This is a genomic window from uncultured Cohaesibacter sp. (assembly GCF_963556055.3).
Taxonomy (GTDB): Bacteria; Pseudomonadota; Alphaproteobacteria; order Rhizobiales; family Cohaesibacteraceae; genus Cohaesibacter.
In genome coordinates this window covers 58,570-78,052 of the sequence record NZ_CAUVYE020000013.1, presented here as the reverse complement: position 1 = coordinate 78,052, position 19,483 = coordinate 58,570, and the positions used below count along the sequence as shown (strand labels likewise).

General features: G+C 49.7%; 17 protein-coding genes. 14 read left to right on the top strand and 3 right to left on the bottom strand.

The window, feature by feature from the left end; all coding sequences use genetic code 11:
* Position 1 precedes the first annotated feature (1 nt).
* The 4 genes from ACHZB8_RS09030 to ACHZB8_RS09015 all read left to right on the top strand — a co-directional run bounded on the left by ACHZB8_RS09030 (position 2) and on the right by ACHZB8_RS09015 (position 9,156).
* Entirely contained in the window at positions 2–526 is a 525-nt protein-coding gene (locus ACHZB8_RS09030; RefSeq protein WP_316859933.1) for a hypothetical protein, read from the top strand.
* Positions 527–535: 9 nt separating this feature from the next.
* Positions 536–3,184 (top strand): hypothetical protein, encoded by a 2,649-nt coding sequence (locus tag ACHZB8_RS09025; protein ID WP_316859932.1) that lies wholly within the window; start codon positions 536–538, stop codon positions 3,182–3,184.
* Positions 3,184–6,972: a hypothetical protein gene (locus tag ACHZB8_RS09020; protein ID WP_316859931.1), complete on the top strand. Its 3,789-nt coding sequence runs from the start codon at positions 3,184–3,186 to the stop codon at positions 6,970–6,972. The genes ACHZB8_RS09025 and ACHZB8_RS09020 overlap by 1 nt, the downstream gene beginning before the upstream one ends.
* 282 nt (positions 6,973–7,254) lie before the next feature.
* Entirely contained in the window at positions 7,255–9,156 is a 1,902-nt protein-coding gene (locus tag ACHZB8_RS09015) for a hypothetical protein (protein WP_316859930.1), read from the top strand.
* 209 nt (positions 9,157–9,365) lie between these two features.
* On the opposite strand, the gene ACHZB8_RS09010 is transcribed toward ACHZB8_RS09015, so the two are convergent.
* A complete protein-coding gene (locus tag ACHZB8_RS09010; RefSeq protein WP_316859929.1) occupies positions 9,366–9,746 on the bottom strand; it encodes a hypothetical protein in 381 nt (126 codons plus the stop codon).
* Between the two features lie 136 nt (positions 9,747–9,882).
* Here ACHZB8_RS09010 and ACHZB8_RS09005 point away from each other — a divergent pair, with 136 nt between their 5' ends.
* The 9 genes from ACHZB8_RS09005 to ACHZB8_RS08965 all read left to right on the top strand — a co-directional run bounded on the left by ACHZB8_RS09005 (position 9,883) and on the right by ACHZB8_RS08965 (position 14,959).
* Positions 9,883–10,653 (top strand): hypothetical protein, encoded by a 771-nt coding sequence (locus ACHZB8_RS09005; protein ID WP_316859928.1) that lies wholly within the window; start codon positions 9,883–9,885, stop codon positions 10,651–10,653.
* On the top strand, positions 10,653–11,789 hold the full coding sequence (locus tag ACHZB8_RS09000; protein ID WP_316859927.1) for a hypothetical protein: 1,137 nt from the start codon (positions 10,653–10,655) through the stop codon (positions 11,787–11,789). Before ACHZB8_RS09005 ends, ACHZB8_RS09000 begins: the two co-directional genes overlap by 1 nt.
* A gap of 3 nt (positions 11,790–11,792) precedes the next feature.
* Positions 11,793–12,170, top strand: coding sequence for a phage tail assembly chaperone (locus tag ACHZB8_RS08995; protein WP_316859926.1), 378 nt, complete (start codon positions 11,793–11,795; stop codon positions 12,168–12,170).
* 61 nt (positions 12,171–12,231) lie between these two features.
* A complete protein-coding gene (locus ACHZB8_RS08990) occupies positions 12,232–12,816 on the top strand; it encodes a glycosyl hydrolase 108 family protein (RefSeq protein WP_316859925.1) in 585 nt (194 codons plus the stop codon).
* A gap of 9 nt (positions 12,817–12,825) precedes the next feature.
* Complete coding sequence (locus ACHZB8_RS08985; protein ID WP_316859924.1) at positions 12,826–13,014, top strand: hypothetical protein; 189 nt, start codon at positions 12,826–12,828, stop codon at positions 13,012–13,014.
* Between the two features lie 2 nt (positions 13,015–13,016).
* Positions 13,017–13,238, top strand: a complete 222-nt coding sequence (locus ACHZB8_RS08980) for a hypothetical protein (protein ID WP_316859923.1) — start codon at positions 13,017–13,019, stop codon at positions 13,236–13,238.
* Between the two features lie 120 nt (positions 13,239–13,358).
* Positions 13,359–14,090: a DNA/RNA non-specific endonuclease gene (locus tag ACHZB8_RS08975; protein ID WP_316859922.1), complete on the top strand. Its 732-nt coding sequence runs from the start codon at positions 13,359–13,361 to the stop codon at positions 14,088–14,090.
* A complete protein-coding gene (locus tag ACHZB8_RS08970; protein ID WP_316859921.1) occupies positions 14,087–14,329 on the top strand; it encodes a hypothetical protein in 243 nt (80 codons plus the stop codon). Before ACHZB8_RS08975 ends, ACHZB8_RS08970 begins: the two co-directional genes overlap by 4 nt.
* Before the next feature lie 90 nt (positions 14,330–14,419).
* The gene (locus ACHZB8_RS08965; RefSeq protein WP_316859920.1) at positions 14,420–14,959 is read left to right on the top strand and encodes a hypothetical protein; all 540 of its coding nucleotides are present in this window, start codon (positions 14,420–14,422) and stop codon (positions 14,957–14,959) included.
* 368 nt (positions 14,960–15,327) lie between these two features.
* Here ACHZB8_RS08965 and ACHZB8_RS08960 read toward each other — a convergent pair whose 3' ends face one another.
* A complete protein-coding gene (locus tag ACHZB8_RS08960) occupies positions 15,328–15,732 on the bottom strand; it encodes a hypothetical protein (protein WP_316859919.1) in 405 nt (134 codons plus the stop codon).
* A 250-nt stretch (positions 15,733–15,982) separates the two neighbouring features.
* Between ACHZB8_RS08960 and ACHZB8_RS08955 the strand changes: the two genes are divergently transcribed.
* Complete coding sequence (locus tag ACHZB8_RS08955) at positions 15,983–17,656, top strand: ATP-binding protein (protein WP_316859918.1); 1,674 nt, start codon at positions 15,983–15,985, stop codon at positions 17,654–17,656.
* A 27-nt stretch (positions 17,657–17,683) separates the two neighbouring features.
* Here ACHZB8_RS08955 and ACHZB8_RS08950 read toward each other — a convergent pair whose 3' ends face one another.
* Positions 17,684–19,036 (bottom strand): sigma-54 dependent transcriptional regulator, encoded by a 1,353-nt coding sequence (locus tag ACHZB8_RS08950; protein WP_316859917.1) that lies wholly within the window; start codon positions 19,034–19,036, stop codon positions 17,684–17,686.
* Positions 19,037–19,483: the final 447 nt, after the last annotated feature.

Genomic DNA, 19,483 nt, shown 5'->3' with positions numbered 1-19,483 from the left:
CATGTGTTTTGCAATGCTTGGGCTTGGCGCGGCGGCTGGTACAGCCGGGTCGACGTCTCTGCTCGGTAGTCTTGGGACTATCGCTTCTCTGGGTAGTTCGATTATTGGCGGTATCGCGCAATATCAAAATGCAATGGCGCAAGCGGCGGCTTATGAAGCATCCGCCGAAGCCGCGCACAAATCGGCAATCCAATCATTGGAAGAGTCCGAAGACGAAAGCGATATTCGTCGCAGACAAGGTGTTTCCCAGATTGCGAAGAACAAAGCCATTCTTGCCGCTCAAGGAATTGATGTGTCTGGCGAATTTGCAATGGATTTGCTGGATGATCAGAGAACCATACTTGAAGAAGATACCTTTGCCATGCGTGAAAGCGGGACTCGAAAAGGCAACGCTTATGAAGAAGAGGCGACAAATTATCGAAATATGGCGGATTCTGCGCGGTCCTCTGCCGGGATTGGTCTTATCGGAACCCTGTTTTCCGGCTTTTCGTCAGTCGGCAAACGCTACGCGTCCTATGCTTATTGAGGGTAACTCATGGTCCCAATAATCAAGCCAATTGAACGCACTGCGGTTACTCAGCCACAACGCTTAGTCCCTCGCAAAGCGGCACAGGTCGACGTCTCTGCACTCGTGCAGGGATTGGCGTCTTTTGGAGATGCTCTTTCAGGGCTCGAAGAGAAGACCGTTCAAAGTGCGAAAGACAATGCCGGCTTTAATGCCCAGGTCAAATGGGCTCAGTTTCAGGCAGATGAAACCAAGCGGTTCCTGGAAGCACAGGACAATGCGAGTGAGTCAGGTATTGGTTTTACGAAAACCTATATGGATGGCTACGCTGAACGGGTCAAACAGTTTGGTGAGCAGAATTTTGCGGGCCTTTCAAAGAGCCAGCTCGCCAAGTATCAGTCTTCCGTTATTTCCTATAGCAATTCCCTTTTTGCAAAAGCCGATAGCCACGAAAACCAGCTCAAGGGTGTCTATTATGACACGATGACCAACAAGGGGCTTGATGGTTTCAGGCAACAAATCCAGAACGGCGGCGATATAGGCCTATTGAAACAGGAAGGGGTTGATCTGATCAACTCCGCCAACCGTGATAAAAGCTGGAAGCTTCAGCGTTTGGTTGCGTGGGAACAAGACGCCCAGATCAGCAATTGGAAATGGAAATTCACACAAAACCCAGAGCAAGCCGTAAAAGATCTAAAAACAAGTGGCGACTATTACGGCGCAGTCAAAATGTCCGAGAGTGGCGGCAACCCAAACGCAAAAAATCCAATGCCGGGGCAAACTGCATCGGGACTTTACCAATTCACTGATGGGACATGGAAAGGCGTAATGCGAGCCCATCCTGAGCTTGGGTTAACCGTCGCGGGGAAAAACGACCCGGATCAGCAAGAAAAGGCAATGAGGGCCTTTACGGCCGACAATGCCAAAATCCTTACTGCAAACGGGATTGAAACGACAAATGGCAACCTGTATATGGCCCACTTTTTCGGGGCTCAAGGGGCGGTCAATGTTCTACGCCATTCTGATGATACCAAGATGGCTGACATTGTGGCACCTGCCATTATCAAGGCAAACCCAATTCTCCGCGGTAAAACTGTTGGCGATATCAAAGCATGGACAGTGAAGAAAGTCGGTGGCGCAAGTGACTTTTCGGCGATCACGCCAGAGACCCGTCAAAAGTTGTTGAATTGGGGTGAGCAACAACAGAACGATGCCAAGACTGCCCGAAACGCGGTGATTATTCAGCATAAAGAGCAAATGGGCTTGCAAATCAGAACAGACCCGGCGTCGGTTAGCGAGAATGATATTCTAAATGATCAGTATCTTGATGCAGGCCAGAAAGACGCGATGATCGGGAAGTTGCGGACAGAAATGGCCCGCTTCAAAGAAAGCCAGAAAGCAACTGATTTCCTCACGTCTGGGGATCGTGCCAATCCGCTTGATACAGATGACCGGGCTTTGGCCGACAGGGCCTATAATGATCTAGTCGACAAGGGAGCAAGTGCTCAGCAAGCCGCCGAAGGAATGGCAGTTGAAAAGGGGATCATTCCCAAAACCTACATAAACAGCCTTAGAAATGGTCTTAACAGCACCAACGCGGCGGCCACATTCGAAGCGGCTGCACTTGCCTATCGCCTCAATGACAATGCTCAGCAAGCCGTCGCTGGGGCAGAAAATGGCAAAGATATCGAAGACGCGGCAACAGCCTTCCAGCATTATAAATTTGATCTTGGTTTGGGTGACGAAGAAATTGGCCGGAAATTCGTTGATATGAACGACCCCGAGCGCATTGCCAAGAGCGAAGCGCTTTTGAAATCCGATCCCGTCAAAAAAAATCTAAAGGCCATAGACCGTGATTTTGTCGCTGATCAGGTTTCTATTGGTAGCGGCAATGTCTTTGATTTCAAGCTTGGGATTAATGATGTGGCTGGTGATGCAATGACGTCGACTTACAAAGGTCTTTATGAAGAAGCGATTGTTGAGACAAACGGTGATGATGCCTTGGCTAAAAAGCTGGCAACAACACGCTTCAACCGCTCTTACGGGGCAACGAGCCTCGCCCGGATTGGCGAAGATATCGTGATCCCTTATCCGCCAGAAAAGACCTATCCTATAGTCAATGGATCGCACGAATATCTTTTGGATCAGGCAAAAGAAGCCCTTCAAGCGGATGGCATTGAATTTGATGATGTCTATCTTGAACCAATCATGCCAGAGAAAAGCAGTGGCGTAAGCACTGCAAAGGCCGCCAGATCAGGTAAGGACGTTCCTTACAGAATTGTCTATCGCAAAGACGGGCAAGACGATGCCTATCCATTTCCTTTCTATGGTGATCCTGCCACGGCAATGAAGCAGGTCAAAGGAAAGGCCATGCTTGACCAAGAGACAAAGGCAATGGAAGCAGAGCAGGAATATGCCGAAAATCTCCGGCACAGGGAAGAGTTTGGAGAAACTCGCAAAGAGCGGCGCGACAAGGCACGGGCCACACCGACCGTGGAAATGCTATCGGATTTTATCAATGGTGGGGAAGAATCTGAAAAGCCTCAAGGCTTGCTCGGATTTAGCGCGGAAGATGTGACTCCATTTGTAGAGAATGCAGCGCCCATCATTGAATCCACTCCAGAAGAGCCAAAAGGCGGCGATCCTCGCTCGCGTCGGTCCAGAAGGAAAAACCGCTAATGCCAGTCGATAAAAGCCAGCGCCTTGCAAATGTCGGGTTTGGCGTGTCCGAATATGACGATCCAGCCCCGGCTTTTCTTGATACGCTTGGTGCAGCCTTTCGCCAAGAAAATCTGATCGGCTCGGTGGCGGTTGATCATACAACGGATATTTCATCATTTGAGCTGAACCGGGTTGAGAAGGGATATAACCCGTATGAAGGCGACATTCTGAAGGGGTATGAAGACTATGTTGACCACTTCACGGAATCCTATAACCCACAAAAAACAGATGCGATAAAAGCCAACATAGACCGGGAAAGAGAAGACCGCCAAATTCTGGACGAAAGCGGATTGACCGGGGCGGCCCTTTCCATGGGCGCTGCTATGGCAGACCCGACTATTCTTGTCCCAGGAGGGGCCTTGGTTCGGTCTGGAAGGGTCGGATATGGGGCTTTGAAGTCTGCGGGGGCTGTGGCTCTTGGCGCGGCATCTGGCGCGGCTGTTCAAGAGGCCGGGCTTCAGGCAACACAGGAAATCAGATCCGGGATTGAAAGTGCTGCGGCTATTGGCGGCTCTGCAATCCTTGGCGGAGCCTTTGGCTTCGGGATCGCCAAGTTTCTGACCAAGGGCGAATGGACCAGATTGAGCGCGATTGCACGCAACGAAGCGCTTGGCATGGAAAACCGGCTTTCGCCTGAAGTAAAGAGCAGCGTCAAGAAAAGCTTGGAAGATATCGGCATGTCTTCGGACGAAGCCGACGCCAATGCTACGCTTTACGGCTCATTTTATCAGACCATGTCCGATCGTGCCGGTATGTCTATTGACACCATGATGAAGCGCTATCCATTGCCAGAGCTGAAAAAGGCCGCTGCTGCCGATGCAGAGGAGGGTTTGTTCCAGTCATCTCCCGCCATTGACACGCCAGAATTCAAGAGCTGGTTTGGTGATAGTAAGGTTGTTGATGCCGATGGTAAGCCGCTGGTTGTCTATCACGGGACTGGCGAAAAGCTTGATTTCTTTGACCCAGATCTTGCGGATGGGGATTTGGGAATTTTCTTCTCATCGTCGAAAGCTCTTGCGCGCGAATATGCCGGTGCCGGGGATGGTGTTGTGCATGAAACTTACCTCACGCTGAATAACCCGTTTATCATTGATTGGCCGTCTGAAACAAAATCGTTTGAGGTTGACGGTAATGTTCTGGAAAACAAGCGCTTTAACGATTACAGCATGTTTGATTATGGGACTATGAGGGATGTTGTTTACCGTGCGCGACAGGGCGGTCATGATGGTATTATCATTAAAGGTATCCGCGACGGCTGGAATGCTGATAGTGAAGTCGCTGACACGTATGTTGCCTTCAATTCAACGCAGATCAAATCCGTCAACAATCGCGGAACGTTCGACCCCAACGATGCAAGGATTCTGTATCAGGCCACCTTGCGCAAGAAGTTGACCAAGGCTCGTGGGAAAATGCAGGGATTGCTGGATTTCGTGAGAAGCAACCCAGGGGACAAGACCAAGACTGTTGAGGTGGCCAAGGTCTCAGATGGTATAGCCAATATCATCAAAGAACAGACCGGCATTGATGTTCACGGTTTTGACCATACCATTGATGCCCATGCCATTCGCCATATTTTCAAACGTCACGGCAATGCCAAGGTTGAAAAATCGCGCGGACAGGTCGCAATAACTGATGCTGATATTGAGGCAATCCCGGAACTCCTGAGCAGAGCTACCCATGTGGTAACCGGTCTTGAGCCTTGGAGGGGGCGCGAGCGCTTTGGGTATTTGTCTGAGAGTGCGGACGGTCGATTTTATTATATCGAGGAAGCCCGCACAGGCAGGCGTCAGATGGCAAACGTCTCCATGAGAAAGATGCCCCCGGGGATTAAATCTGATGAAATAATCAACAGCCTCATCTCTACGTCCGAAACGTTGCCGGGGGACGGGCGTCTGGGCAGAAGCTTTGTAGAAAGCAACCCCAGCAAGGCTATCAGAATAACAGAAATTCCCGATAACGCCAAGCCGTGGCTGTATCAAGGAGGGGTAAAAGGCTCCATTCATCTGCCCAAAGGTCCTGACAGCAAGGCGGTGATTTCCCTTTTTGAAACCGCGAACAAATCAACATTCCTGCATGAAACGGGGCATTTTTTCCTGAGTGTCATGGATGACATGGCCAGGGCTGGAGATGCTCCTTCAGACATCAAGGGAATGCGCGATACTGTGCGCGGCTGGTGGAAGGACAATGGCGATGCTATTGCCACAGAGGCTGGAGAAGGCCATTCAAAGGCCGATATCGAAGATTGGCTGGAATTTGGCACAACTGGCGATGCGGCAAAGGATGAGGCTATTTCCCGCGCCACCCATGAGCAGTTTGCAAGGGCCTTCGAGACCTATCTCGGCACTGGCAAGGCACCGACGCCGGAGCTGAAAAACGTCTTCGAGCGCTTTGCAGAATGGCTCAAGGAAGTCTATGGCAACCTGGCAAACCTCAATGTCCAGCCTTCGGATGAGGTCCGCAAGGTCTTTGATGACATGCTGGCCTATGATGATCCTGTTGACGTGATCGACATCGGGGTTTCCCGCATGCAGTCAGTTGGCGCGTCATCTGTTGACGAGATTGATATTTCCGATCTTGGCGTTGGGGGTGGCAAGCCTGCGCAGTCTGTTGCCAAGGCAACGGAATATCTGGCAATCAATCCCGGTGTTCAGACCATGTACAGCCCTTCCAAGACGGTTCGGACCACCTATCAGCAAATGGTTGACAATGGCATTTACACGAAAATGGAAATGGAAGGCAAAACGCTCGGCCCATCCGCCGAAAACCTTGTGAAACAGCTTCAACGCGGGGCTTTGGCAAAATGGATCGGGGAAACCAAAGACCTCTGGAAACAGGCCAGAAAAGCAGGATGGGACGGGACCAAGAAGGACTTTTACACGCGAATAGCTCGCGCTGCGCGTCGGGGCGATACTGATGAGTTTGGAAATGAGTTTGTTTCTAAAGCAGCGCAGAATGCGCGAGAATATATCTTTGACCCGACCTTGCAGCAGGCGATAGATGCCGGACTGCTGCCGGATGATGTCCACGTAACAACTGCAATGAGCTATCTTACTCGCATGTGGAATAGGCAAATGCTGATTGCTCAAGAGGATAAATTCCGAGCAATTGCTAAGCGATATTTCAGTGACATGCTCGACAAGGTCCAGTTTAGGCAAGATGAAGCGAAAGCAGGCAAGACCGTTGTTCGGGCGCTTGATGCAGAGGAAAAGCTGCAACAAGCCTTGTCCCGTCTTGACTCGTTTGAAGTGAGACTAAAGGAACGTGAAGCGGTGCGGGCCGACAAACTTGGCGCCATCAAACAGAAGGAATCTGCTCGAACAAAACTGTTGTCTTCTCGCCCATCGCGAGACGTGCTTAAGGCCGTTTCTGAAGCCAAGGACAGCGATACTCTGATTACTGTAATGAAGGGCATACCAAAAGCTCCGAAGGCGGTCAAAAAGCCTCTGCTAGCCAAACTGAAAGCCATGGGTGGGGTTGATAAGAATTCTATGCTTGCAGATGAGCTGAGGGCAATTGGTGTTAGTTCTCATACAGCTCCTGGACTGTTCAAGGCCAACGGCGGATTAAAGGCAGTCGATAACCTTGTTGCCAGTGAAGACGACCTTTTTCGCAATTTTCCGACCGACGCAAACGGCTATGTCAATCAAGAAGCTATTCTTGACGCAATTGCCGACGAAATGGCTGGCAATCCAATCCGAAGTGATGAGGGCATTAGCCTTCGAAGCTGCGGAAGAAAACATTTCTGAATGGCTTAAAAGCATCGGGCTGGATGATGGTGCTACAATCGGAGACGTTCGCAAACACCTCAATGAAATATCCCGTGCGGAGAAAGGGCTGTCCGAAATAGATCGGCGATTACTCGCATGGAGCAAGACCTTGACAGGTTTGACGAAGCAACGGAATGGCTTCGCAGGGAAAGGCTTACTGCCGAAGGTGAAGCCAAAAACTTTTCAGACGCTCTGGAAGATCTTGAGAAGGAAATTGCAGGCATTCGCGATCTTGTCGATGCCTCCCCAAAAGTCAAAATCATGGTTGACTATGCTCTCGCTCGGCGGGCTTACGGAAAGGCACGGTACGAGCAAGTCAAAGTAGAGAACCGGATAAAGGCTATTGATGGCGTTGAAAAAGTCGGCAAGCTGACCGATGACCTATATTTTGAGCGTCAAAAGCTTTGGAGCCAGAAGACCGATATTGACGGGCGGGTGATCAAGGCCAAAGAACAGGCCGATAAGCTTAAGGCAATGACACCGGATATCAGGAAGGAATTGCCTGAATTTATCGACGATGCGGACAGAGACGATTATATAGACGAGGTTATTGTCTCCGTATTTGATAACCTGACAGGGCGCGGGGGCGGCGATGTTCCTGACTATATCGTCCCGGTTACTCGTGGTCCGCTCAAGGAAAGAACTTTCAACATCCCAGATGAGATGGTCGAAGACTTCCTTGAAAATGACATGGAGCAGGTTTTGCGCTACTACACGCGCACGATGGGCGCTGAAGTGGAGCTCGCCAAGAAGTTCGGCCGCGCTGACATGAAGGACCAGCTAGAAGCCATTTCAAGAGAATATGATGACCTAAGGCTTGCTGCAAAATCAGAGAAAGAAAAAAACAAACTAACCAAGGCTGAGAAGCGCGATATTCAAAACCTGACCGCGTTTAGAGACCTAATTCGCGGCACTTATCGTGCGGCGGAAGAAAGTAGCGATTGGACCAGAATTACAAGAGCTGCTTTGACCTGGAACTATATGCGTCTGTTGGGTGGTGTGACGCTCACCAGCATGACGGATGCAGCAAGGCTTGTAGGGGTGCATGGGCTCCGAGCAACCATGCGCGAAGCTCTTCCTGCCCTTGTTTCTGGCATTAAGTCAGCCAAGATTTCTCGGGCCGATGCAAGGGACCTGGGCGCGATAACTGAAGCGGTTCTTCAAACCCGTCTTGCTTCCTTGGCCGATATCCAAGACCCATATGCTCACGGCTCTGTTTATGAGCGGTTTCTTTCCAATGCATCCAATGTGTTTTCAAAGGCAACAGGTCTTGCATATTGGAACGATGGTATGAAAACCATTGCTTCGGTCATGACACAGAACCGAATGGCAAAAAATGCAATGAACTGGAAAGCGGCTGGAAAAAATGAACAGGCTTATATGGCCTTCCTCGGCATTGACGAAATGATGGCGGGGCGCATTGCCAAACAGATCCAGAGACACGGCATTCAAGAAAAAGGCATCTGGGGCGCAAATGTAAGCAAATGGGACGATGCTGTTGCGGCTCGCACATGGGCGGCGGCACTGAATAAGGACGTTGATCGGACGATTGTTACCAAAGGCGTTGCAGATCAACCCCTTTGGACGCGCACTAACACAGGCAAATTGATCACACAGTTCAAAAGTTTTGCCCTTGCCACACACCAAAGAGTTCTGATTGCAGGTCTTCAGGAAAACCCGCTTAGACTGGCTGAGAATATGGTATTCGCTTCTGCGCTTGGAATGATGATTGGCTATCTGAAATACATCGAGAGAGGCGATGAAGCAGGAGCAAACCGTCTTATCGAGAATCCCGGCCTATGGGTTACGGAAGGGTTGGACAGATCCGGCATCCTTGCAGTTCCATTCGAAATAAGCAATTCGGCTGAAAAGCTTGGAATTCCATTTGGTATCCAAACGGGTATGCAAGCCGCTGCGGGCGATCCGGATCGGTCTGGGAGTGTCTCCCGTTACGCACAGAGAAATCAATTAGGGGTCGTTCTGGGGCCTTCTGCCGGGGCGTTTCAGGATATAGCCACCATTGCAAGCCAATTGTCTAAAGGAGACTTGAAGAAATCAGGTGTTGGAGCAATCATTCGGCAAGTTCCCGGAGGGTCTTTGCCGGGGGTTAGAACTGGCATGTATGCAGGTGTCAAACCTTGGGCAAATGAGGCCGTGGAGTGATCTGGGCGATCGAGATTCTTGGATTTGCAGTTTGGACGTGGGGATTGTACAAGCTTCACGACTACTTGACATATCAATTGCGGTTGTCTGGTAGCAAGCCAGTTCTCATTTGTGTTTTTCTGTTCTTCATTGCTCTATTCTTCATCGGGGGGATCAATGGTGTTTCATACTTTGGTGAGAATGGAGCTTGTTACGGAGTAGCAAATAGCTCATCGTGCTAAAAGTCGCTTTTTTTGCACGCCACATCGCTTGCCGGATTTTATGCGGTGTTCAATTGCTGATGAATACAAGGATGGCTTTGCTTGCTCAAACAAACCGTTGATCATTGTCCGTGCCTCTTTTTCGCTAATTCTGTTTGGCACAGACTTATCTGTCTGTATGGCTAATAACAACTTTTCTTCTGATTTTGAACATGCACCTCTTGCCGCAACGGCAACTGCTTCGACGGTTTCGCAGGTTTGGCCTGCGTAGTGCCAAATATTTACGGATAAGCATAGCTCGAGCGCCGTTTTTGCTTTCATTGTGAAATCGTCGAAAGCTAGCGTCGGTGAACACCACAAAAGACTCAAAACAAGAATAAAAACACGCACAGCAATATCCTCCTGCTCTTGCGAGTAGCGTAGCACAACGCAACGGGTAGACGAGTCTGGTTTTTGCTTTGAAATTACAGATTAATTCCAAGGCTCCTCTTTAAGGGGCCTTTTTCTATGTCGGAAAGGTTAGCAAATGACGGTTTCAAATAGCGCCAGTACCAAGGGGCCTTTTCTTGGGAATGGGGCAACAACCGTGTTTTCATGGACAGGGATGCGGGTTGTCGATGAAAGCCACTTGAGCGTTTTAGAGACTTCAACTGGTAGCGATGTTGAAGTGACTGATGGGTTTTCGATTGATCTGCTCACGGACAGTTCTGGTGAAATTACGTTTGACACTGCCCCTGCGGATGGTTTGATCTATTACATTTCCCGCGATGTTCCAAACACACAAGAAACCGATTATTCAAACCAAGGGGCGGTTCCTCCTGCACAGGTTGAGGAAGATTTGGACCTGTTGGCGATGCAGGTTCAGGACATTGCAGGGTCAGCAGACAGAAACGTCAAAACGTCCATAAGTTCCGGTTTGACCGGTATCCTGCTAACAGAAATCGAGGCAGGCAAGGTTTTGATTGCCGATGACGATGGCACATCGATTGTCGCGGGGCCAACAGCCTATTACCTCGAAATGGCGCCAACATACGTTGCGGAGGCTCAAGCAGCCCAAGCGGCGGCTGAAGAGGCTGTAAAAGACGCTGAGCAATCGGCTGAGGATGCCGAAGATGAGGCGAAAACCGCAAAGACCTATGCTGCTATTGCCACCTCAACGCTTGCATCTGCACAGGCCGTTCAAGAGCAACTGACCGAATGGACACAAGTCAGCTTTGCTCTCAATGGTGGCGCTTATGATCTTGGCGACCTTTCCGGCGATACATACTTCCCCACTGATTTAGGAGATTTGAGTTAATGACTGGCATTCCATGGCAATGGCGCAGAGACACCAAGGCAAAAAACGACGCATTTACCGGCGCTGAAGGCGAGGTCACTATTGACAAGGAAACACCTGCGCTCAGGCTGCATGATGGCTTGACGGTGGGAGGGTTCCCCATCCGGTCTTATGACCAGGAATTGGAGAATATCCAAGATGTTGTCGATGCAATTCAAGATGAAGTATCCGAGCGTCCGCCTGAGAACTACTTGATCAACGGCGATTTTGTTGTTGCGCAGCGAGGAACCAGCTTCACCATCGCGGCGAGTGGTTCTGCCTATATCCTCGATCGATGGCTTGTGACCAACGATACCGATCAGTCTGTGACGGTCGATCAAAGCGAGGTTACCCTCGGCCAAACCGACATTCCCGGTAATCCAAGATATAAGGTACAATTGACCTTTGCCACGGCTCCGACCAGCGGGACCATTCGCGTCGAACAGCGCGTGGAGGGTGTTCAAAAACTGGCAGGGAAGACGGCAACGGCGCGGGGCTATTTCTATGGGCCCACTGGTGCCGAAACACTTGCTGCGGAGGTGGTGCAGAATTTCGGCACAGGTGGCTCTCCCTCAAGCGAGGTTACCGCAGGGGCAACGAGTCTTGATGTTGCAACCATCTATAATTCATCCAGCATGGCGCGGTCGGCGGTTTTTAATGTTCCTTCGATTTCCGGCATGACTTACGGCTCCAATGGTGACGATTATCTCGCCCTTGCCTGGGAACTGTCTCCCCGCCAGGCAGGTATTTATGAAATCGCCCATATGAGTCTCGTTGAAGGGGATGCCAGCTCTGAAACTGATACATTCGAGCCGCGTTCTGATGGCATCGAAATACTGCTCTGCCAGCGGTATTATTGGCAGGGGGATGCGGATGACCAAGGGCTTTCCTATTTGTACGCTTCTGCGAGTAGCGGCATGCAAGGTCCAGTTGCGAGCTTTCAAACAGAAATGAGAACAGAGCCAACGGCGTCAATCCTGACTGCCCCTACATATTCAAGCTGCTCAAGTGGCTCGCTCGTCTCCTCAAAAAGAGGGCTTGCGCACAGGCTGACCGTTACCAGTGCAGGAACCTATCGAGCCCTTCAGGGCATTTATGAAGCAGACGCGGAGTTATAGGTCATGAACACATATCAATTTTCGAATGAAGACCAGAATATTGTTCAACGAAGCGACGGGGCAATCGTGCCTTGGAACCCTGAGACCGGGGGACCGGCAGGCGGCGGACGCGTGTGGCAACAGTGGGTGGCTGATGGATCGCCAACGCCTGACGCTTATGAAGAGCCTGAAGCGACCGAAGCAGAGGTAAGGGCTCAACGAGACGCTCTTTTGTCTGCCACTGACTGGCGCGTTATGCGTTCCGATGAGGAAACAGAGCTAGGCGCCACTTTGACCGAAGATCGAACAGCGTTGCTGGCCTATCGAGCGGCCTTGCGTGCTGTGCCAGAGCAATCAGGCTTCCCGTCAAGCGTAACGTGGCCTGACGATCCTCTAGCCTAACACCCCAAAAATCCAGCAGTTTGACCGGTCCCGCAAGGGGCCTTTTTTTATGGAGTGAGCAATGTATGACACATTCCTTCAAATCAAACCTTTGTTGTTTGAACATGAGGGTGGTTACACAAACAATTTCAAAGACCCCGGCAACTGGACCGGTGGGAAAATTGGCATTGGCCGCCTCGTTGGGACCAATCATGGTGTGTCTGCTCCAACATTAAAGGCAATCCGTCATCGTGAAATAACTCGCGATGAGATGATGGAGCTTAGCCGGGATCAGGCTGAATTCATCCTCAAACGCAAATATTGGGATGCTGTGAAGGCGGACAATCTGCCAGCAGGCATTGACTATTGCGTTGCTGACTACTCGGTGAACTCTGGGACTCGCAGGGCGGCAAAGACCTTGCAAAAGGTTGTTGGCGCCAAGGCTGATGGCACGGTTGGGCCAAAGACCTTGGAAGCTATCCAATCATGCGGGAAATCGGCATTCCAGATCATTGATGAAATTTGCGATCAGCGCTTGGCCTTCATGCAAGGGCTGAGAGCATGGAAAGACTTTGGGCGTGGCTGGTCTAGTCGTGTCCATGACGTCCGGGAGCATTCAAAGCGGTTTGCTTCCCCAATCCCTCAAACAAAATCTGAACTCAAATAGGAGAGACCCATGACTTGGGACGTAATTCAACAGGTAATCCGTATTGGTATGTATGCGGTTGGCTCTGCACTTCTCGGGCAGGATATCGCGGACGGTGCTTCTTATCAGGCGGCTATCGGCGGTTTGATTGATGCCGGTGCCTTCATCTGGTGGTTCTACCACAATAAGGAAACCATCAAATCCGCTTCCGCTGAATAAAAATGAACTGGCTAAAATTCGCGCGGTTGCTGCTGCAAATTGTCTTGATCATTGTCGAGAACAGACGCAACCGCGAACTCATTCAGGCAGGCAAAGCAGAGGCAGAAAATGAAGCCCTCAAACTTCAATTGGAGCGTTTTGAAAAGGCCCTTAATGCTGCCAATCGTATTGAGCCTGTCGTTGATCTTGACGGGCTGTCTGACGACCCGCACAACCGTGATTGATACCTCTTGTTCTGCTTTTGTTTCTATCACATACTCGGCAAGTCAAGACAGCTTGGAAACCATCAATCAAATCAGAAAGCACAATGCAAAGTGGGATGCGTTATGCAAGGAAGAAGACAAATGATGAGGCTTTTCATTACTTCCATTCTATTATGCCTATCTTGGCCGGCCTTGGCTGACTGTTCCTCTCCGCTTATGGGCGGCAGAGAACCAACACTTGTGATCGATACGAGAATTTGTGAACCTGGATATACCATCGGTTATTCAGATTTGCTCCGTTCACCTTTATGGGTCGCGCAATATCTCACACCGGCGAGCATTCAAGAAGCAGAGGCGTACAATCGTGACTGCTATATCAAAGCTTTCGATGGAGTAACGGACGGGGCAGAGAACAGCGATTATGAGCATTCTGGATATGATCGTGGTCATATGGCTCCAGCCGGTGACTTTGGAATAAACCAACAGCAAACCTGTCATCTAGCTAACATGGTTCCGCAGTTGCCAGACCTTAATCGAAAGCTATGGCGATCAATAGAACGCCAAACCAGAGACCTTGCAGAAGAACATGGTGGAGCTTTCATTATTTCTGGGCCTCTCTACGGCGGGGTTCCTGACTATCTATCCCAGAGAATACCGATCCCAGAGGCCATCTTCAAAATCGTCGTTACAGAGAAAGGGGCTTGGGCATACGTGGCCACAAACCATGAGCCTATTGAATGCAGATTGACATCGATCGATCGATTAGAAGCGGAACGAGGAGCCTATATGGTTCCAGCTCTCAGCGAAGATCAAAAGCAGTTCCGCTGGATTCCTGAGCCGGTTACAGGCTGTCTTCGGGAGGAGGTCCAATGAGTGATGACGAAAACGCCTTGAACAGATCCTTAGGCCGCATAGAAGGAAAGCAGGATCTCATCCTCTCAAACATGGACAGACTGGCAAAAGATCATGCAACCTTGAAGGATACAGTCACTTCGCTTGATGGACGAGTTTCAAAGGTTGAGAAGAAGATGATCTGGTTCGCTGGCGCCTTCGCTTCCGTCTCTGCGATCCTGTATTATTTCAGGACTAAAATCGTTGCCTTGCTGCCATGAACGAAGAAAAAATTGGCTTTTAAAGATTGGAAAATTATCGGTGATATAAGTTTAGGAGGACCAAATTGAAATAAAAATTCGGGGAGGCTTATGGATAGAACTCAAGTGATGGAAGCAGCTTCTAAGGCAAGCTTCGAGAAGCCACTGATAAATAATGTGCAGCGCGGTATTGTTGCCGAAGCTATTGTTCATCTGCTTTTAGACGACGGCTGGAAGTGGTGTTCTGAAGATTGGTCACTTTGGGATTTTGAGCACATCGACGGAACGAAACTAGAGGTTAAACAATCGGCGGCAAGACAGAGTTGGCATACCAAAGATACCGATCGAACAAAGTGTGAGTTCGATATAGCCGCACGAAAAAAAGAATGGCGAGACAATAGATGGGTTTCGGCTCCAGGGCGAAAAGCAAATCTGTATGTTTTTGCTTATCATCCGATAGTGGATGAGAGCGCTGATCACTGCAATCCTCACCAATGGCTGTTTTACGTTGTTCCTGAGCGAGCCTTGCCAAATACGAAGAAAATTCGACAAACAGTATTAGAGAAACTTACTGAAGCTGTAAACATAGACCAATTCGCTGAGAAAGTGGATGCCGTTCGTCATGAGTTCCAACTCTCTGAGAGAGAATAGATACAGAACCATTCTTCTGATTAAACAGAGACGCTTGGATAGCAAGCTGAAGCAAAAACAGCGAAATGAAATGAATGGAGTCTGACGTTAGAGAAAGTGTTCAATTTTTCCGCACCATCTGTGTATCAAAATGGGTATCAAAATGGGTATCACTTAATTATTATTTTTGGAAAAAGATAGTAAATTCAATACTTGTCAAGGCCATTCGATTCCCGCCGCCCGTACCACCCAAAAATGTGAAAGCTGCTATTTTGCCGGGCCCAGGGGAACGGGCTGGATGCCTGCCTTGCCGTTGAAATGAAGCAGATCTCGAGCCGGTGGATTTGCCAGATATTAGCTTTCAGTGCGAGCTTGACAACAATGCCGCGCTATCCGCCACAATATTTCATGTCATTCCACTCGACCCAGTCTTTGCAGGGGCGGGAATAGACCTTGCCACCACGGACCTGATAGACCTTGTCGGCGAGCAATTCGGGAATGCCATCATCGTCGACATCATTGAAGAAGTTCTCACCATCAAGATGGAAGGGGAAACTCAGCAGCTTCCAGCCCTTGTCCGTCTTGGTGATGACCGTCAAGTCGGAACAGCAATGCACGCCGCCCGAATAATCAACGATCAATAGCTCGGGTGTGTCATTGGCGGGATCGATCTCCTTGGTTTCCACCCACGACCGCTCCAGTGCAAAAGCGCCATCGATTGGAATTTCCAGTTCATCTGCCAGCAAGGGAGTCGATATCAGGCAACAAAAAAGCAAAGCTGAAAAGAGACGCATTCTTCAAACCTCTCAAAAAAAAAGATCTTGAGTATCGTCAATTCTTTACAGCGAAAATGGGGGCTGGTGTAGTCGTTAAAACACGGTTCTGACGGTTGCAGGTCGTCTTCGCTGATCGTGGCGTGCCAATTTGTGACGCACTTGGCCATTCGGAGAGCCCTGTCAATCACAGTCAGCAATCTTTATGCTTGATTATGAGCCCAAGCCTTGTTTTGCTCAGCCTTGTGCTTCGATTGCAATCGGAAGAAAAATGCGGGTTTTTCAAAAAGCCAAGATCGTCCTGTTTCATCTGCTGATGGTAAGTGTAACCATCGTGGCGGTTTCGTTTCTGTTTTACGGTGAAATCAAGAACCGGCTGATTGCGAGCGAGCTCAACATCGACATGTATAAAACGAGCCTCGAATCTGCGATTTACCGCTACAAGTTCCTGCCTTTCATCCTGTCCCAGAATAACAGGGTCGTCGATATTGCGACTGGTGATCTGGACCGGACATCCAGTGGTTATCTCTTGCAGCGGATCAAATATGCGACGAATGTTTCCACCGTATTTGTGATGGATCATCAAGGCACCGTGGTGGCATCGAGCAACTGGTACAAGCAAGAGAGCTATATCGGCAAGAATTATGCGTCCTGGCCCTATTTTAATGCGGCGATGCAAGGCCGGCTCGGTCAGTTTTATGGTATCGGCAAAACGTCACTCAAGCCGGGTTTCTTCATTTCTTACGGCCTGAAATCGGGGGAGGCCATCATTGGTGCGATTGTCATCGAAATCAATTTGTCCGATCTCGAAGAAATCTGGAGTTCAGGCCCCGATGATGTTGTCGTCATGGATGTCAACAATATCATTTTCATTAGCACCAATCCCGATTGGAAGAACAAGTCGATTGGTGACATCAGCGCCAATGCAATCAAGAGGGTTGAATCAGAAAACAGGTTTGCGAAAAATCTCATTCAGCCGGTCAATATTTCCCAATGCTATCATTTCGGCAGCATCACCTTATACAGCGACTCCATGTTTGGCTGCCTTGTTCCGGGAAAAATCTCGATTGAGGAACGCATTATCGAGTATGGCTGGACTGTATTGCATTTTCAGGATCTGAGGATCTATTTCCTGTTTGCCTTTGTCGCCTTTACTGTGGCGATCTTGCTCTATGTGATCATCATATTCGCCTATCGCAACTTCAAGAACAAACACAAGAGAAGTCTGCAACTGCTCAGAAATCAGCTTGTCGAGAATAGTAAGCTGGCTTCCATCGGCCAGATGGCAACTGAATTGTCGCATGAGTTCAATCAGCCGCTTTCAGCAATCTATATGCTCCTGGATACGACCCGGCTTTTGCTCGGACGTAAGCTTTACGAGCAGGTTGATGACAATCTGGCACTGATTTCGTCTCACATCGAGCGCATGACCACGCAGATTTCCAATCTCAAATCCTTTGCCAGCCGTCATCGGGTACCCGGCGGGAGTGCCAATATCGTTGCTGTTGCCAATTCTTCGATCAGTCTGTTCGAGGCGATCCTGAAGAAGAACAATATCCAGCTCTTTTTTCAGTCCAGTCACAATATTATTTACGTGCCCTGTAATGAGATCGGCCTTGAGCAGATCTTGAGCAACCTGATTACAAATGCAATCGAGGCGTTGGCAGGTCAGGAAAAGAAACGACTCTCCGTGTTGATCAACAAAACCGATGGCAAGGTCTTGCTAACGGTTCGGGATAATGGGGCAGGGTTGCCGGACACTGTCAGGATTTTTGAATCCTACTATTCGACCAAACAGTCGGGAACCGGTTTGGGGCTGGCGATTGTCAAAGGCATCATCGAACATTCTCATGGAACGATCAAGGCGCGGACCCACCCTGAAGGCGGGGCGGAGTTCGTCATCAAATGGCAAGAGTGGCGAGGGAAGGGCAACGACGAGCGTTAATAACGAGTGACTGCGCTTGCGCAAGGGTTAATGCGCTCCGGAGCGATAGGTGTCGGGTTTGATATCATGCTTGTTGAGTTTGTCATAAAGAGTTTTGCGCGGTAATATCAGGCTCTTGGCCGCGCGGCCGACATGGCCGCCAGTTTGTTGCAGGGCGTCCTCTATCAGTCTTTTCTCAAACTGGTCCAGGCATTCGGTAAGGCTCATGCGGTGATCTTCCGAGAGAACAAAGCTCTCGCTATCGGGTGCGACAAAGCCGAGGACATATCGGTCCGCAAAATGCTTCAGCTCTCTCACATTTCCCGGCCACGCCTGAGATTGCAGCCAGATGATCTGTTCTGGCTTGATGTCTGGCATGGGCCGTCGATATTGCTGGGAAGCCTTGTAAACGAAATGGTGGAATAGCTCGGGAATGTCATCTCGCCGGTCCCGCAAGGGAGGGATATGGATCGTGACAACGTTGAGCCTGTAATAGAGATCTTGCCGGAAGCCCCGCCTTTCGCAAAGCGTGTGCAAATCTTCCTTGGTTGCTGCCACGACACGGCAGTCGACAGGGATCAGCTCGTTGGTGCCCAGTTTGGCGACGGTGCGTTCCTGGAGCACGCGCAGGAATTTGGCCTGAATGTCTATGGGCATGCTTTCGATCTCATCGAGAAACAGCGTTCCGCGGTGGGCATATTCGATTTTGCCAACGCGTTTTTTGGTGGCACCGGTGAATGATCCGGCTTCGTGGCCAAACATTTCACTTTCGAATAGCGTTTCGGCAAAGGCAGCACAATTGAGGGGAACAAAATGCCCGTTGCGCCCCTTGCTCCAGGCATGAATCGTATTGGCAACGACCTCCTTGCCGGTGCCTGTTTCGCCTTCGATCAGAACATCGGCATTGGTGTCGGAGATATTCAGGATCATCTCCCTGATGTTCCGCATGGCGCTGCTCTGACCCAGCATGACCGGACCACGTTCTGCATTTTCCGCCAATCTTGTTTGCGTATTTTCCAGAACAAGCCTGCGTTTCTCGATTGCTCGATGCAGGATTTCAGTGAGGCGTTGGTTATTGCAGGGTTTTTCAATGAAGTCATAAGCACCGATCTTCATGGCCGTCACAGCCATTTCCACATCGCCATGACCGGTGATCAGGATAACCGGAATGGTGCTGTCGATCTTCTGAACCTTCTTGACGAGCTCTATGCCGGACATGCCTGGCAGGCGAATGTCGGAAAGAATGATCGCGTTTCGATTTTTCTTCAGTTGCTCCAGTCCATCTTCGGCATTGTCTGTGGCCACGACTGAAAAGCCCGCCATCTGCATGGACTGGAGATATGCGAATTGAACGCTGGCATCGTCTTCTACGTAAATGACTGAGATTTCAATCTGGTTCACTGACAGGACTCACTACGGACTGTATTTGGATTCTGGGGCCATGATAGGCCTATTTCAGTTTAATCGGAAAGTTTAAATAGAGTGACAGATTGTGAACTCGCAATAAATCCAGCATACCAATTCATAACTCACCGAAGAAAGTGTGCGGATTTTGTGACAACTTAATTCTTCGTTGGCTGGGATCTTGCACATCTTGACAAGACTGTTCCGGGTGTCCTGATTTTCATTGCCGTTTCTTGGTTGCAACTTTGGTCTTACTGTTTGGTGCTCATTCGTCTAAATTAACGCAGCAAGATTTTTCTGTCAGGGATAAAAAAGATCTAAGACTGAAGGGTTTATCTTTTCAGAATGCTTGACGGGAACTTGTTTCGGTTTCAATGAAACTCTAATCTGGACTTCCTCAAATTCAGGTTGGCACGGGGCTTGCTGACTTTGCCGCATGAGCCG